Source organism: Siccibacter turicensis LMG 23730 (assembly GCF_000463155.2).
Lineage (GTDB): Bacteria > Pseudomonadota > Gammaproteobacteria > Enterobacterales > Enterobacteriaceae > Siccibacter > Siccibacter turicensis.
The window spans coordinates 379861-393738 of record NZ_AWFZ01000042.1; the positions used below are offsets into that span (position 1 = coordinate 379861).

The window sequence follows — 13878 nt, forward strand, 5'->3', positions numbered from 1 at the left end:
TATTCCTGGACGAATCACATTAGGTAAAGGTGAACATGGGTAAAGCTCTCGTTATCGTTGAGTCCCCGGCAAAAGCCAAAACGATTAATAAATATCTGGGAAATGACTACGTGGTTAAGTCCAGCGTCGGTCACGTCCGGGATTTGCCGACCAGTGGCTCAGCATCGAAAAAGAGCGCGGACTCTGCCTCCACCAAAACGGCCAAGAAAGCCAAAAAGGATGAACGCGGCGCGCTGGTAAATCGCATGGGAGTCGATCCCTGGCATGAGTGGGACGCTCAGTATGAAGTGCTGCCCGGCAAAGAGAAGGTGGTTTCTGAACTGAAATCTCTGGCGGAAAAAGCTGACCACATCTATCTCGCAACCGACCTTGACCGCGAAGGGGAAGCCATTGCCTGGCACCTGCGGGAGATCATCGGTGGCGACGAAAAACGCTACAGCCGCGTCGTGTTTAACGAAATCACTAAGAACGCCATTCGTCAGGCGTTTGAGAAGCCTGGCGAGCTGAATATCGACCGTGTGAATGCCCAGCAGGCGCGCCGTTTCATGGACCGCGTCGTGGGTTACATGGTCTCGCCGCTGCTGTGGAAAAAGATCGCTCGCGGGCTTTCCGCCGGTCGCGTTCAGTCCGTTGCGGTACGCCTGGTGGTGGAGCGCGAGCGTGAAATCAAAGCGTTTGTTCCCGAAGAGTACTGGGAAGTTGACGCCACCCTCGCGACCCCTGGCGGTGATTCGCTGCCGGTGCAGGTCACCCACCAGAACGACAAGCCGTTCCGCCCGGTCAATCGTGACCAGACGATGGCGGCGGTCAGCGTGCTGGAAAAGGCACGCTACAGCGTTCTCGATCGTGAGGATAAGCCGACCAGCAGCAAGCCTGGCGCGCCGTTCATCACCTCCACCCTGCAACAGGCGGCCAGCACGCGTCTGGGCTTTGGGGTGAAGAAAACCATGATGCTTGCTCAGCGTCTGTATGAAGCGGGCTACATTACCTATATGCGTACTGACTCAACGAACCTGAGCCAGGACGCTATCAGCATGGTGCGCGGCTATATCGACAGCAGCTTCGGGAAGAAATATCTGCCCGAGTCGCCGAACCAGTACGCCAGCAAAGACAACTCGCAGGAAGCGCACGAAGCGATTCGTCCTTCCGACGTCAGCGTGGTGGCCGAATCCCTGAAGGATATGGAAAACGACGCGCAGAAACTTTATCAGCTGATCTGGCGTCAGTTTGTCGCCTGCCAGATGATGCCGGCGCTGTATGACTCGACCACCCTGACGGTAGGTGCCGATGCGTTCCGCCTGAAAGCGCGCGGTCGTATCCTGCGCTTTGACGGCTGGACGCGGGTGATGCCTGCGCTGCGTAAGGGCGATGAAGATCGCACGCTGCCGGCGGTTAATAAAGGTGACAGCCTGTCGCTTATCGACCTGACGCCAGCCCAGCACTTTACTAAGCCGCCGGCGCGCTTTAGCGAAGCGTCTCTGGTGAAAGAGCTGGAAAAACGCGGCATCGGTCGTCCGTCTACCTACGCCTCGATCATCTCAACCATTCAGGACCGCGGGTATGTACGCGTGGAAAACCGTCGTTTCTATGCCGAGAAGATGGGTGAAATCGTCACCGATCGTCTGGAAGAGAACTTCCGCGAGCTGATGAACTACGACTTTACCGCTCAGATGGAGAACAGCCTCGACCAGGTGGCAAACCATCAGGCGGAGTGGAAAAAGGTGCTGGATAACTTCTTCAGCGACTTTACCAAGCAGCTTGAGACGGCCGAGAAAGATCCTGAAGAGGGCGGTATGCGCCCGAACCAGATGGTGCTGACCACCATCGACTGCCCGACCTGCGGGCGCAAGATGGGCATTCGTACTGCCAGCACTGGCGTGTTCCTCGGCTGCTCCGGTTATGCGCTGCCGCCGAAAGAGCGCTGCAAAACCACCATCAACCTGGTGCCGGAGAACGAAGTTCTCAATATCCTGGAAGGTGACGATGCGGAAACCAACGCGCTGCGCGCCAAACGCCGCTGCCAGAAATGCGGCACGGCGATGGACAGCTACCTTATCGATCCAAAACGTAAGCTGCACGTCTGCGGTAACAACCCGGGCTGCGACGGCTACGAAATCGAAGAGGGCGAGTTCCGCATCAAGGGCTACGACGGCCCGGTGGTGGAGTGCGAGAAGTGCGGTTCGGAAATGCACCTGAAAATGGGGCGTTTCGGGAAGTACATGGCCTGTACCAACGACGACTGTAAGAACACCCGTAAAATCCTGCGTAACGGTGAAGTTGCGCCGCCAAAGGAAGATCCGGTTCCGCTGCCGGAGCTGCCGTGCGAGAAGTCGGACGCCTATTTCGTACTGCGTGACGGTGCGGCAGGGGTATTCCTTGCCGCCAACACCTTCCCGAAATCGCGCGAAACCCGTGCGCCGCTGGTGGAGGAGCTGTACCGCTTCCGCGATCGTCTGCCTGAGAAACTGCGTTATCTGGCGGATGCGCCGCAGCAGGATCCAGAAGGTAACAAGACGCTGGTTCGCTTCAGCCGTAAAACCCGTCAGCAGTATGTGGCCTCCGAAAAAGAGGGCAAAGCGACCGGCTGGTCAGTGTTCTTTATCGATGGTAAATGGGTCGAAGCGAAGAAATAAGGTATCCGTTTCATACACCTTGAGGGCCGGTCTTCCGGCCCTTTTTTTATGCCCGATTATTTTTTTACACATCTATACAGTCAGGGAATAGATGATATAGTGGTTATAGTAAATTTGTTTTTTATTATTAAATCGTCTTAGCCCGCGCGAAGGCGCAGCACAATTCCGGGACAGACCATGAAATTACAGCAGCTACGCTACATCGTTGAGGTGGTCAATCATAACCTCAATGTCTCCTCAACGGCGGAAGGCCTTTATACCTCGCAACCCGGTATCAGCAAGCAGGTTCGCATGCTGGAGGATGAGCTGGGCGTGCAGATTTTTGCCCGCAGCGGCAAGCATCTGACGCAGGTGACCCCGGCCGGGCAGGAGATCATTCGTATCGCCCGGGAAGTGCTGTCTAAGGTTGATGCCATCAAGTCCGTGGCGGGAGAGCACACCTGGCCGGACAAAGGCTCGCTGTACGTGGCAACCACGCATACGCAGGCGCGCTATGCATTGCCGGGTGTGATCAAGGGCTTCATCGAGCGCTATCCACGCGTCTCGCTGCATATGCATCAGGGGTCACCCACGCAGATCGCCGAGGCGGTCTCAAAAGGCAATGCGGACTTTGCCATTGCCACCGAAGCGCTGCATCTCTATGACGACCTTGTGATGCTGCCGTGCTATCACTGGAACCGCTCGATTGTCGTGACGCCCGAGCATCCGCTGGCGTCCAAAGAGTCGGTGACGATTGATGAACTGGCGCAGTATCCGCTGGTAACCTATACCTTCGGCTTTACCGGCCGCTCCGAGCTCGACACGGCCTTTAACCGGGCAGGCTTAACGCCGCGCATCGTGTTTACCGCCACCGATGCGGATGTGATTAAAACGTACGTCCGGCTTGGTCTGGGGGTAGGGGTGATTGCCAGCATGGCGGTGGACCCGATTGCCGACCCGGATCTGGTGCGTCTGGATGCTCACGGCATCTTCAGTCACAGCACCACCAAGATCGGTTTTCGTCGCAGCACCTTCCTGCGAAGCTATATGTATGATTTCATTCAGCGTTTCGCACCGCATCTGACCCGTGATGTGGTGGATACCGCTGTTGCCCTGCGCTCAAACGACGATATCGAAGCGATGTTTAAAGATATTAAGCTGCCCGCTAAGTAATCCCGCCCGAAATCACATCTCAGGGGTGCAATCCGCGCCCCTAATCCAAATAAGATGTAGATCACGCTTTCCTGACTAAAATACTCTGCAAATAAAAGCCATGCACAATAGATGGTTAAGTGGCGCTTATTCGCGATCAAGGTAGAAAATAAATGTCATGCGTGCAAATTTGATACTTCAATTATTTATTTCACGTCAAAAGATTAACTATTTAGTCTAAAAACAAACGTAAATTCACTGGATTTTCGTCTACAGTTTCTTTAGGATTTATCTCATCAGTTGATTAGCTGAACCAATTGTTTGGTGTGAATATGATAAGTGATACCGATTGCACGAGGTTAGTAATGCCTTCAGGAAGTGAAGAACCGCACAAGGATGAGGCGCTTAAGCGTAAAGCCTGGATTGCGGTGTTTTTGCTTTCAGCCCTGTTCTGGGCTGGCGTTGCTTTGCTGATCTGGAATTTATGGGGCTGAAGATGAGCGTTCAGGAACGCCTGTCATCGGTTCGTAAAGTGTGTCACTCACGTGACACCCAAGAAAAGTCTGAAAGTGAGCCAAAGAAGGGCGTTCCCGCCTCCTGGAAGCTCTCTGCGCAGCAGCAGGCATTTATAGATTTGTTTGCGGAACCAGATCACAAAAAACAATAGCGACGGCAACGTCTTCACAATACTTACTTAAAATTAATAACACTTTCTTATTAAATTTGACGCGTTGTACTAGTCAATAATTACAGACAGCATACCCGGAACTGAATAACCGTTCAGTTTAAATGAATGATTCTTATTTGCGGTGTGAACTATGAATAACGTTATCAGTGTCAAATACTGGTCCTGGTTTGGGGCCTTCGCCGTCTCCTCACTGGTCTGGGCTCAGATCCTGTGGGTGATGATGCGCTAACGAGTCCACTCAGGGACAGTAAAAACGCCTGGCCATGCGCCGGGCGTTTTTGTTTCTACCGCACGAGTAGCGGCCCATTTATCAATTTGGGTTGTTATCAAAACGTTACGACATGTTTGTGTTATCTTTAATACAAACCCTGAAAGTCATCAGGGTATCGCAATCCCTTTCCTGAAGGAGGAGCTATGTCGTTGACGCTACGCGAAGCCAGTAAGGACACACTGCAGGCACGCGATAAAACCTACCACTACTACAGCCTGCCGCTGGCCGCAAAAGAGCTTGGGGACATCTCACGGTTACCCAAGTCGCTTAAAGTACTGCTCGAAAACCTGTTGCGCTGGCAGGATGACAATACCGTCACCGCCAAGGATATCCACGCGCTGGCGGGATGGCTGAAAGACGCCCACGCCGATCGCGAGATTGCCTATCGCCCGGCGCGCGTATTGATGCAGGACTTCACCGGCGTTCCGGCGGTAGTGGACCTGGCCGCCATGCGCGAAGCGGTGAAGCGCCTTGGCGGTGATGTCGCTAAGGTTAACCCGCTTTCGCCGGTCGATCTGGTTATCGACCACTCGGTGACCGTCGATCACTTTGGTGACGACGACGCCTTTGAAGAAAACGTTCGCCTTGAGATGGAGCGTAACCACGAGCGCTATGCGTTCCTGCGCTGGGGACAACAGGCATTCAGCCGCTTCAGCGTGGTCCCGCCGGGCACCGGTATCTGCCACCAGGTTAACCTGGAGTACCTTGGCAAAGCGGTGTGGAGCGAAATGCAGGATGGCGCGATGGTCGCCTATCCGGATACCTTAGTCGGCACCGATTCACATACCACTATGATCAACGGTCTGGGCGTACTGGGCTGGGGCGTAGGGGGCATTGAAGCCGAGGCGGCAATGCTGGGCCAGCCGGTCTCCATGCTGATCCCGGACGTGGTGGGCTTTAAGCTGACCGGCAAACTGCCCGAAGGCATTACCGCAACCGACCTGGTGCTGACCGTCACCCAGATGCTGCGTAAGCACGGCGTGGTGGGTAAATTTGTTGAATTCTACGGCGACGGCCTCGACACGCTGCCGCTGGCGGACCGCGCCACCATCGCCAATATGGCCCCGGAATATGGCGCTACCTGTGGCTTCTTCCCGATCGACAGCGTGACGCTTGAGTACATGCGTCTGAGCGGGCGCAGCGACGAGCAGGTCGCGCTGGTGGAAGCCTACGCCAAAGCGCAGGGCATGTGGCGCAACCCAGGCGACGAGCCGGTATTTACCAGCACGCTTGAACTGTCGATGGACGACGTAGAGGCGAGCCTTGCCGGGCCAAAACGCCCGCAGGATCGCGTCGCCCTGGGCGATGTCCCGGCAGCGTTCGCAGCCAGCACCGAGCTGGAGCTGAACACCGCGCAAAAAGATCGTCACCCGGTGGATTACAGCTTCAAAGGGCAGTCCCATCAGCTTCCCGATGGCGCCGTGGTCATTGCCGCTATCACTTCCTGTACTAACACCTCAAACCCGAGCGTGCTGATGGCCGCGGGCCTGCTGGCGAAAAAAGCGGTTTCCCTCGGTCTTAAACGCCAGCCGTGGGTTAAAGCCTCGCTGGCGCCGGGGTCGAAAGTGGTTTCCGACTATCTCGCCCACGCCAAACTGACGCCTTATCTGGATGAGCTGGGCTTTAACCTCGTCGGCTACGGCTGTACCACCTGTATCGGTAACTCAGGCCCGCTGCCTGACCCGATTGAGCAGGCTATCCGTCAGGGCGACCTGACCGTTGGTGCGGTGCTCTCCGGCAACCGTAACTTCGAAGGGCGTATTCATCCGCTGGTGAAAACCAACTGGCTGGCATCACCGCCGCTGGTAGTGGCCTACGCGCTGGCGGGCAATATGAATATCAACCTCGCACGCGATCCGCTGGGTCACGATCGCAACGGCGATCCGGTGTACCTCAAGGATATCTGGCCTTCAGGCCAGGAGATCGCCCTTGCGGTCGAGGAGGTGTCAACGGACATGTTCCGCAAAGAGTATGCCGAAGTGTTCGAAGGTACCGACGAGTGGAAGTCCATCGACGTGGAACGCTCCGATACCTACAGCTGGCAGAATGACTCGACTTACATTCGCCTGTCGCCGTTCTTTGACGACATGCTGAAAGAACCGAAGCCGGTGGAAGATATCCACGGTGCGCGCATTCTGGCGATGCTGGGCGACTCTGTGACCACCGACCACATCTCGCCGGCCGGCAGCATCAAGGCCGACAGTCCGGCGGGACGCTATCTCCAGAGTCACGGCGTCGAGCGCAACGACTTCAACTCCTACGGTTCTCGACGCGGTAACCACGAGGTGATGATGCGCGGCACCTTCGCCAACATCCGTATCCGCAACGAAATGGTGCCAGGCGTGGAAGGTGGGATGACGCGGCTGTTGCCGGGTGAAGAGGTGATGTCGATTTATGACGCGGCAATGCGTTATAAAGAGCAGGGCCTGCCGCTGGCGGTGATTGCCGGGAAAGAGTACGGCTCCGGTTCCAGCCGCGACTGGGCGGCGAAAGGCCCGCGTCTGCTGGGCGTGCGCGTGGTGATTGCCGAATCGTTCGAACGTATTCACCGCTCGAACCTGATCGGCATGGGCATTCTGCCGCTGGAGTTCCCGCAGGGCGTGACGCGTAAAACCCTGCAGCTCACCGGGGAGGAGCGTATTGACGTGGCGGATCTGCAAAACATCACGCCGGGCAGCACCATTCCGGTGACGCTCACGCGTGCCGATGGCAGTCAGGAGACCATTGATTGCCGCTGCCGTATCGATACCAGCAACGAGCTGACCTACTATCGTAACGATGGCATCCTGCACTACGTGATTCGTAATATGCTCTGATCGTCAGACAACCCTCAGACGTAAAAAAGGCCTGCACTGCAGGCCTTTCTTTTAATGGCGTAGCGTGACAACGTCACTTAGAGAGCAGGTGCCCCATCTTAGCCGCTTTGGTATCCAGGTAGTGCGCGTTTTCCGGGTTGCGGCCAACGATCAGCGGCACGCGCTCCACGATGTTGATCCCGGCTTCGCTGAGGATTTCGACCTTGCGCGGATTGTTGGTAAGCAGGCGCACGGCGTCCACCCCCAACAGCTTGAACATATCGGCACACAGGGTGAAGTCGCGCTCGTCGGCGGCAAAGCCTAACTGATGATTCGCTTCCACCGTGTCGTAGCCCTGATCCTGCAACGCGTAGGCGCGGATTTTATTCAGCAGGCCAATGTTACGACCCTCCTGACGATGATAGAGCAGGATGCCGCGACCCTCTTCAGCGATGTGCGCCAGCGCCGCCTCCAGCTGGAATCCGCAGTCGCAGCGCAGGCTGAACAGCGCGTCTCCGGTCAGGCACTCGGAGTGTACCCGCGCCAGCACCGGCGCGCTCCCGGAGGTGTCGCCAAATACCAGGGCAACATGGTCCTGGCCGGTGGCCACTTCTTCAAAACCCACCATCAGGAAATCGCCCCAGGGGGTTGGCAGTTTGGCTTCTGCCACACGTTTAAGCTGCATGTGATTCTCCGAAATTGCTGGCATTTCTTGATGCCTTGTCGCCCGCAGGCTTTTCAACTGGACGTATTTTGCCACATTCGGACATTGTTCGCCTACCTGAAGGCCGGGACGCAGGTTTTTAAGCGCACTAATCGGTCAGCTTTGGTGTCAGTCTGTGGTTTTCGGTTATGCTTGAAAGGTGTTGAAAACAGGAGCAAACATGCTGGATATCGCGAAACGGACCGCCTGCGGGGCAGTCGCTCTGCTTATCATTCCTCTCCTCGTCTGGTTTTCAGGCTGGCAGTGGCACCCCACCGGGCATGGGAACTGGCTGAAGCTGATGTACTGGATGACCGAAACCGTCACCCGTCCGTGGGGGATTATCACTCACGTGCTGCTCTGCGCCTGGTTCCTGTGGTGCCTGCGCTTTCGACTACGGGCCGCCATTCTGCTGTTTGCCATCCTTGGCGCAGCGATCGTGGTGGGGCAGACCGCCAAATCGTTTATCAAAGAGCGGGTACAGGAGCCACGACCGTTCGTGATGTGGCTTGAGAAAACGCATCAGGTGCCGGCCAGCGAGTTTTATACCCTGGATCGCAAAGCGCGAGGCCACGTGGTACATGAGCAACTGAAGGACGAAACCGATATTCCGGGCTGGCTGCGTAAGCACTGGCAGAAAGAGACCGGCTTTGCGTTCCCGTCGGGGCACACCATGTTCGCGGCAAGCTGGGCGCTGCTGGGCGTCGGCCTGCTATGGCCCCGCCGTCGTACCGTCACCATCGTGGTGCTGCTGGTCTGGGCCACGGCGGTCATGAGCAGCCGCATGCTGCTCGGTATGCACTGGCCACGCGACCTGGTGGTGGCCACGCTCATCTCCTGGCTGCTGGTGACGCTGGCCTGCTGGATCGCCCAGCGCGTGTGCGGCCCGCTGACGCCGCCGGTGCAGGAGCAGCAGGAAATCGCTGAGCGCGAGCAGGAAATGCGCTAAAGGTTGAGTTTTTTACTTTTGCCCTCACTAAATACCGATGCCGCGGCGCTTTTCCGATTTCGCGCCGCGGCTGAAAATGGTAATTTACGGGGTGGGCTTCAGGTCGGATTACATCTCTTCGCTCAGACCACATACGGGACGTCATGTGAAATATTTACTGATCTTTTTACTGGTATTAGCCATCTTCGTTATTTCCGTCACGCTTGGCGCGCAAAATGACCAGCAGGTGACCTTTAACTTCCTGCTCGCCCAGGGCGAATACCGCATCTCAACGCTGCTGGCACTGCTGTTTGCCGCCGGGTTTATCATTGGCTGGCTCATCTGTGGCATGTTCTGGCTGCGCGGTCGCGTCCAGCTGGCCCGTGCAGAGCGCAAGGTGAAACGTCTTGAGCAGCAGCTCGCCACCGCGACGCAAACCCCCGCGGTGCCGTCAGCGCCTGCCGTCAGGGAATAGCGCCCAATGTTGGAACTGCTGTTTCTGCTGCTGCCCGTTGCGGCCGCCTATGGCTGGTATATGGGGCGCAGAAGTGCACATCAGGACAAGCAGCAGGAGGCCAGCCGCCTGTCGCGTGACTACGTCACGGGCGTCAACTTCCTGCTCAGCAATCAACAGGACAAAGCCGTTGACCTGTTCCTCGACATGCTCAAAGAGGACACCGGCACCGTCGAAGCGCATCTCACCCTCGGCAACCTGTTCCGCTCGCGCGGCGAGGTTGACCGCGCCATCCGCATTCACCAGTCGCTAATGGAAAGCGCCTCGCTGACCTACGATCAGCGGCTGCTGGCCATCCAACAACTCGGTCGGGATTACATGGCGGCGGGAATGTACGACCGCGCCGAAGAGATGTTCGCGCAGCTGGTGGATGAGACCGATTTTCGCGTCAGCGCGCTGCAACAGCTGCTGCAGATCTATCAGGCCACCAGCGACTGGCAGAAAGCCATTGATACCGCTGAACGGCTGGTCAAGCTCGGGAAAGATCAGAAACGGGTCGAGATCGCCCATTTCTACTGCGAGCTGGCGCTGCAGATGATGGGTAATGACGACATGGATAAAGCCATGTCGCTGCTGAAGAAGGGCGCCGCCGCCGATCGCAACAGCGCCCGCGTTTCCATCATGATGGGGCGCATTTTCATCGCTAAAGGTGAGTACAACAAAGCGGTTGAGAGCCTGGAGCGCGTCATCGAGCAGGATCGCGAGTTGGTCAGCGAAATCCTCGAGATGCTGCAGGTGTGCTATCAGCAGCTGGGCAAACCCGATGAGTGGGCAGAATTCCTTAAGCGCTGCGTGGAAGAGAACACCGGTGCCACCGCCGAGCTGATGCTGGCGGAAGTGATGGAGCAGCGCGAAGGTCCGGAAACCGCACAGGTGTACGTAACGCGGCAGCTCCAGCGGCATCCCACCATGCGCGTGTTCCACCGCCTGATGGATTACCATCTTCAGGAAGCAGAAGAGGGGCGCGCCAAAGAGAGCCTGATGGTACTGCGGGAAATGGTTGGCGAACAGGTGCGTACCAAACCGCGCTACCGCTGCCAGAAGTGCGGCTTTACCGCCTTCACGCTCTACTGGCACTGCCCATCCTGTCGGGCGTGGTCATCCATCAAACCCATCCGCGGATTAGACGGGCAGTAACAGACTGCCCTTTTTTTACCATCATCATTAGTTACAACATACTAAAGATAAAATCGATAATACGTTCGGCTTCGGCGTCGTTAGCCGCTTAGCAGGGTAAATCGCGCCTGTAAATTTGCCAGGGGGGCAGGTAGAATGCATGCCGTTTATCCATCCGCGCCGCATCAGGTGCTCTCTCAGAAGGTCCGGTCATGAAGTTAGCTGAATCCTCCACGTTGCATGCTGTCACCGACTCACCGATCGTTGTGGCACTGGATTACGACAATCGAGACAGCGCGCTGGCGTTTGTCGACGGTATCGATCCGCGCGACTGCCGTCTGAAGGTGGGCAAAGAGATGTTCACGCTGTTTGGCCCTCAGTTGGTTCGCGATTTGCAACAGCGCGGTTTTGAGCTGTTTCTCGACCTGAAATTCCATGACATCCCAAACACCACGGCGCGGGCGGTTGCCGCGGCGGCGGAGCTGGGCGTCTGGATGGTCAACGTCCACGCTAGCGGCGGAGCGCGCATGATGGAAGCCGCTCGCGCGGCTCTGCAGCCATTTGGTAAAGATGCGCCGCTGCTGATTGCGGTCACCGTGCTGACCAGCATGGAAGCCAGCGATCTGGCCGACATCGGCATCACGCTGTCGCCGGCGGAACACGCCGAACGTTTGGCGCGCCTGACACAGCAGTGCGGCCTGGATGGCGTGGTGTGCTCCGCTCAGGAAGCGGTGCGCTTTAAAGCGGAACTGGGCGACGCGTTTCGCCTGGTCACGCCGGGTATCCGCCCGGCAGGCAGCGATGCCGGCGATCAGCGCCGCATCATGACGCCGCAGGATGCCCAACGCGCCGGGGTGGATTATATGGTGATCGGGCGTCCCATTACCCAGGCCGCCCATCCTGCGCAGGCGCTGCGCGCTATTCTGGCATCGCTTCGCGAGGAGGCATAATGAAAGACGACAACAGCCGTCTGGTGTACTCCACGGAAACCGGTCGCATAGACGAGCCGAAGAGCGCCCCGGTGCGTCCTAAGGGCGACGGCATCGTACGCATTCAGCGCCAGACCAGCGGGCGCAAAGGGAAGGGCGTGTGCCTGATCACCGGCATTGATGCCGATGACGCCACGCTCGCCACCATCGCGGCAGAGCTGAAAAAGAAGTGCGGCTGCGGCGGGTCGGTGAAAGATGGGGTAATTGAAATTCAGGGCGATAAACGCGACCTGATCAAAACCCTGCTGGAAGCGCGCGGCATGAAAGTGAAGCTGGCGGGCGGTTAATACCGGCACATGTGAAAAAAGGCCACGCGTGCGTGGCCTTTTTTGTGTGGCACGAATGCCAGTTGTTCGCAACGTTCAGTGATTACGTCAAGCGTAGCGTCTGCGCGTTAGCGGTTATCAGTCAACCTGATGACCGATGATACCACCCACGGCGGCACCACCCAGCGTACCCAGCGCGCTACCATCCGTCAGCACTGACCCACCGATTGCACCGGCACCCGCACCAATTGCGGTGTTGCGGTCACGTTTAGACCAGTTCGAGCAGGCGCTCACCGACATCGCCAGCGTAATCGCCAGTACCGCAGTTGCAATTTTTTTAGTGTTTAATGACATAATACTTTCTCCTGAATTATTGATTCACGGAAGGAAGTTACTCTTTAAGTATAGTGGCAATCACAGCGCTTAAAGCGTCAATCCGTGAAACGATGTCGCGAAAATAAACACCGACTGGTAACGCGAGTGATAGTTACTTTCAGTGATATCGTTAGTGATAATTTTTATGTTTTTCACGCACCTGCGACAGGTAAATTGTCTTAATTCAGGGTTCAGAAAGCTCTTATAGCGAGAGGGCTCCGCCCGCGGCGGAGCAGGGGTCAGGCAGGGGTAACGCGCGGTACCATTTCGATCTGCAACGCGTGGCGCTCCAGCGCCTGCTGAATATCGGGATCCAGACCGTCGTCGGTGATGACCCGGCTGAATTTTTCCATCGGCCCCAGGGTATAGGGATGCATTACGCCGAACTTGGAGCTGTCGGTCAGGACGATGGCTTCGCTGCCTTTGTCCAGCACCGCGCTGACCACATCGCTGCGCATCATGTCGCGGCCAGTAAAACCGGTGCCGGGCAGCCAGCCGTCAATGCCGATAAACGCCTTGCTGAAGTGCACCTGGCCGATAAACTGCCGGGTGAGCGGCCCGACCATGCTTTCGCTCTTCTTCTGATAGATGCCACCAATCAGAATCACTTCGCAGTCGGTTTCCTTCAGCAGATGGGCGATATAGCTGCTCACGGTGATGATGGTGACGCGCTTATTTTCAGCCAGCTCGCGCGCCAGCAGGGCGTTGCTGCTGCCGTTTTCGATAAACACCGTTTCGCCATCCTGCACCAGCGACGCGGCCGCCATCGCCAGACGGCGCTTGAGCGGGAAGTTATTCATCATGCGCGCTTCCACGTCGTCGCTGTCGATGGGCACCGCGTAGCCGTGGGCGCGGCGCAGATAGCTTTGCCGCTCTAAAAGATTCAGATCCTGGCGGATGGTGACTTCGGAAACGCCGGTGGTTCTGGCAAGCTCAGCGACGCTGACGCGACCGTTATCGATCACCATCTGTAAAATAGTCTGTTGTCGGGGATTCATGTTCGATATGGGTTATGCGGCACGCTGCCGCCGGGTTGAGTATAGATCGCGCAGCGTAACCTGCTACGCGATACGGCGGACGGGTCAGATTTCCCAGGGCGCTTTAACGGCGCCGGGCTGCTCGTTGCTGTCGCGCTGTTCCAGCGCCAGCAGTTCAGCCTTGAGGATCTCTAAATTATTGATGGCGGAGTGGTAGTCGCCCGCAACAAGAATATCGAGAACCGTATCGATACGCTGTGCCAGATTTTTGGTATCCACAGTAGGCATGATTTTCCCCTTGTTGTTTACGACCTTCATGATGCAAAAAACGGCGTCAAAAGAGAAGCAGTTAACGCTCGCCAGTGCGCTTATGCATCAAATGGTTAACGCAAAACGCGCATTCTGCAGCGCGATTGCGCGTCTACTTCTCCGGTATGGCAACCGTGCAGTAGGCTGATTCTGCGTGCAACACGCATTTTCACCTACAGAGGA

Annotated in this window: 14 protein-coding genes; 10 read left to right on the forward strand and 4 right to left on the reverse strand. The window is 56.9% G+C overall.

The annotated features are described in order from the left end of the window. The first annotated feature begins 35 nt into the window (after nt 1–35). The 5 genes from topA to acnA all read left to right on the forward strand — a co-directional run bounded on the left by topA (nt 36) and on the right by acnA (nt 7539). Entirely contained in the window at nt 36–2633 is a 2598-nt protein-coding gene (topA, locus tag DW58_RS13780) for a type I DNA topoisomerase (RefSeq protein WP_024562448.1), read from the forward strand. Nucleotides 2634–2810: 177 nt separating this feature from the next. After that, nucleotides 2811–3785, forward strand: a complete 975-nt coding sequence (cysB, locus tag DW58_RS13785; RefSeq protein ID WP_024547540.1) for an HTH-type transcriptional regulator CysB — start codon at nt 2811–2813, stop codon at nt 3783–3785. Nucleotides 3786–4129: 344 nt separating this feature from the next. Beyond that, complete coding sequence (locus DW58_RS20260; protein WP_071789215.1) at nt 4130–4258, forward strand: YmiA family putative membrane protein; 129 nt, start codon at nt 4130–4132, stop codon at nt 4256–4258. A 324-nt stretch (nt 4259–4582) separates the two neighbouring features. Then, complete coding sequence (gene ymiC / locus DW58_RS21415; protein ID WP_235047724.1) at nt 4583–4681, forward strand: small membrane protein YmiC; 99 nt, start codon at nt 4583–4585, stop codon at nt 4679–4681. Between the two features lie 185 nt (nt 4682–4866). Continuing rightward, a complete protein-coding gene (gene acnA, locus DW58_RS13795) occupies nt 4867–7539 on the forward strand; it encodes an aconitate hydratase AcnA (RefSeq protein WP_024547541.1) in 2673 nt (890 codons plus the stop codon). A 73-nt stretch (nt 7540–7612) separates the two neighbouring features. Here acnA and ribA read toward each other — a convergent pair whose 3' ends face one another. Continuing rightward, complete coding sequence (gene ribA, locus DW58_RS13800) at nt 7613–8203, reverse strand: GTP cyclohydrolase II (RefSeq protein ID WP_024547542.1); 591 nt, start codon at nt 8201–8203, stop codon at nt 7613–7615. Between the two features lie 199 nt (nt 8204–8402). On the opposite strand from ribA, the gene pgpB reads away from it, so the two are divergent. The 5 genes from pgpB to yciH all read left to right on the forward strand — a co-directional run bounded on the left by pgpB (nt 8403) and on the right by yciH (nt 12055). Continuing rightward, complete coding sequence (gene pgpB, locus DW58_RS13805; protein WP_024547543.1) at nt 8403–9170, forward strand: phosphatidylglycerophosphatase B; 768 nt, start codon at nt 8403–8405, stop codon at nt 9168–9170. Nucleotides 9171–9315: 145 nt separating this feature from the next. Beyond that, nucleotides 9316–9624 (forward strand): LapA family protein, encoded by a 309-nt coding sequence (locus tag DW58_RS13810; protein WP_024547544.1) that lies wholly within the window; start codon nt 9316–9318, stop codon nt 9622–9624. A 6-nt stretch (nt 9625–9630) separates the two neighbouring features. Then, nucleotides 9631–10800 (forward strand): lipopolysaccharide assembly protein LapB, encoded by a 1170-nt coding sequence (gene lapB, locus DW58_RS13815; RefSeq protein WP_024547545.1) that lies wholly within the window; start codon nt 9631–9633, stop codon nt 10798–10800. Between the two features lie 191 nt (nt 10801–10991). Continuing rightward, nucleotides 10992–11729, forward strand: a complete 738-nt coding sequence (pyrF, locus tag DW58_RS13820; RefSeq protein WP_024547546.1) for an orotidine-5'-phosphate decarboxylase — start codon at nt 10992–10994, stop codon at nt 11727–11729. Continuing rightward, nucleotides 11729–12055: a stress response translation initiation inhibitor YciH gene (gene yciH / locus DW58_RS13825; protein WP_024547547.1), complete on the forward strand. Its 327-nt coding sequence runs from the start codon at nt 11729–11731 to the stop codon at nt 12053–12055. Before pyrF ends, yciH begins: the two co-directional genes overlap by 1 nt. 117 nt (nt 12056–12172) lie before the next feature. On the opposite strand, the gene osmB is transcribed toward yciH, so the two are convergent. The 3 genes from osmB to DW58_RS13840 form a co-directional block, all read right to left on the reverse strand. Then, complete coding sequence (gene osmB / locus DW58_RS13830; protein WP_024547548.1) at nt 12173–12388, reverse strand: osmotically-inducible lipoprotein OsmB; 216 nt, start codon at nt 12386–12388, stop codon at nt 12173–12175. Between the two features lie 260 nt (nt 12389–12648). Then, nucleotides 12649–13407: a DNA-binding transcriptional regulator YciT gene (gene yciT / locus DW58_RS13835; RefSeq protein ID WP_024547549.1), complete on the reverse strand. Its 759-nt coding sequence runs from the start codon at nt 13405–13407 to the stop codon at nt 12649–12651. A gap of 84 nt (nt 13408–13491) precedes the next feature. Then, nucleotides 13492–13674, reverse strand: a complete 183-nt coding sequence (locus DW58_RS13840) for a YciZ family protein (RefSeq protein WP_024547550.1) — start codon at nt 13672–13674, stop codon at nt 13492–13494. Between the last annotated feature and the right edge of the window lie 204 nt (nt 13675–13878).

Excerpts from the sequence above, each read along its gene's own strand:
- ribA (WP_024547542.1), bottom strand. The coding sequence starts at position 8,203 with ATGCAGCTTAAACGTGTGGCAGAAGCCAAACTGCCAACCCCCTGGGGC.
- yciH (WP_024547547.1), top strand. The coding sequence starts at position 11,729 with ATGAAAGACGACAACAGCCGTCTGGTGTACTCCACGGAAACCGGTCGC.
- topA (WP_024562448.1), top strand. The coding sequence starts at position 36 with ATGGGTAAAGCTCTCGTTATCGTTGAGTCCCCGGCAAAAGCCAAAACG.
- osmB (WP_024547548.1), bottom strand. The coding sequence starts at position 12,388 with ATGTCATTAAACACTAAAAAAATTGCAACTGCGGTACTGGCGATTACG.
- yciT (WP_024547549.1), bottom strand. The coding sequence starts at position 13,407 with ATGAATCCCCGACAACAGACTATTTTACAGATGGTGATCGATAACGGT.
- pyrF (WP_024547546.1), top strand. The coding sequence starts at position 10,992 with ATGAAGTTAGCTGAATCCTCCACGTTGCATGCTGTCACCGACTCACCG.
- acnA (WP_024547541.1), top strand. The coding sequence starts at position 4,867 with ATGTCGTTGACGCTACGCGAAGCCAGTAAGGACACACTGCAGGCACGC.
- DW58_RS20260 (WP_071789215.1), top strand. The coding sequence starts at position 4,130 with ATGCCTTCAGGAAGTGAAGAACCGCACAAGGATGAGGCGCTTAAGCGT.
- DW58_RS13840 (WP_024547550.1), bottom strand. The coding sequence starts at position 13,674 with ATGCCTACTGTGGATACCAAAAATCTGGCACAGCGTATCGATACGGTT.
- ymiC (WP_235047724.1), top strand. The coding sequence starts at position 4,583 with ATGAATAACGTTATCAGTGTCAAATACTGGTCCTGGTTTGGGGCCTTC.
- cysB (WP_024547540.1), top strand. The coding sequence starts at position 2,811 with ATGAAATTACAGCAGCTACGCTACATCGTTGAGGTGGTCAATCATAAC.
- pgpB (WP_024547543.1), top strand. The coding sequence starts at position 8,403 with ATGCTGGATATCGCGAAACGGACCGCCTGCGGGGCAGTCGCTCTGCTT.
- lapB (WP_024547545.1), top strand. The coding sequence starts at position 9,631 with ATGTTGGAACTGCTGTTTCTGCTGCTGCCCGTTGCGGCCGCCTATGGC.